1 protein-coding gene and 1 pseudogene are annotated in these 525 nt (G+C 40.0%); both read right to left on the bottom strand.

The features are described from left to right. A partial coding sequence (locus R8N47_RS28230; protein WP_318186485.1) for a hypothetical protein occupies nucleotides 1-203 on the bottom strand: 203 nt, incomplete at its 3' end. A gap of 138 nt (nucleotides 204-341) precedes the next feature. Beyond that, nucleotides 342-525 (bottom strand): annotated as a pseudogene (locus R8N47_RS28225) (hypothetical protein); the annotation flags it as partial.

The raw sequence follows: 525 nt of genomic DNA, 5'->3' as shown, positions 1-525 counted from the left end.
TGCGCGGAAACATTCATACACTGATTCCCCCAATCACCAACACCAAAGCGTTCAATCAACATACCTAAAAGATTATGTTCAACAAGATTTCGAAAAAAATCTACATTACGTTCATCAATAGGAAATTTCTCGACAATTCTCGGAGAAATACCTAGCTCGTTTGAAGTAGAAACTGCGATATCAAACTTTTCTTCGTAAGTCATTATTAACTCCTTATGGCATAACGCCCAATTAAGGGGTGAACAACGCCTCCACCCAAACCTAAAGCATTGTGCCATAGACACTAAATTTGAAGTAGAAGCAAAAATGCCGAGCGTTGTGAATCCCTCTTAAATTGCTTGTTATGCGTTTTTTCCACATGCTTCAGCCCAACTAGACCATACAGTGCTACTTTGTTCGGCACCTCTGATTTGATCGATAAAACTGTTAATCAATGCCCTCGGTATAGATTTGTTAATAAAGGCGTCTTGGTCTTCGGACACTGCAGCCTCAATTATGCTCTCAAATTTAGCGATAACCCGAGAC

The organism is Vibrio sp. 2132-1 (assembly GCF_033344315.1).
This window is presented reverse-complemented; position numbering and strand designations above follow the sequence as displayed.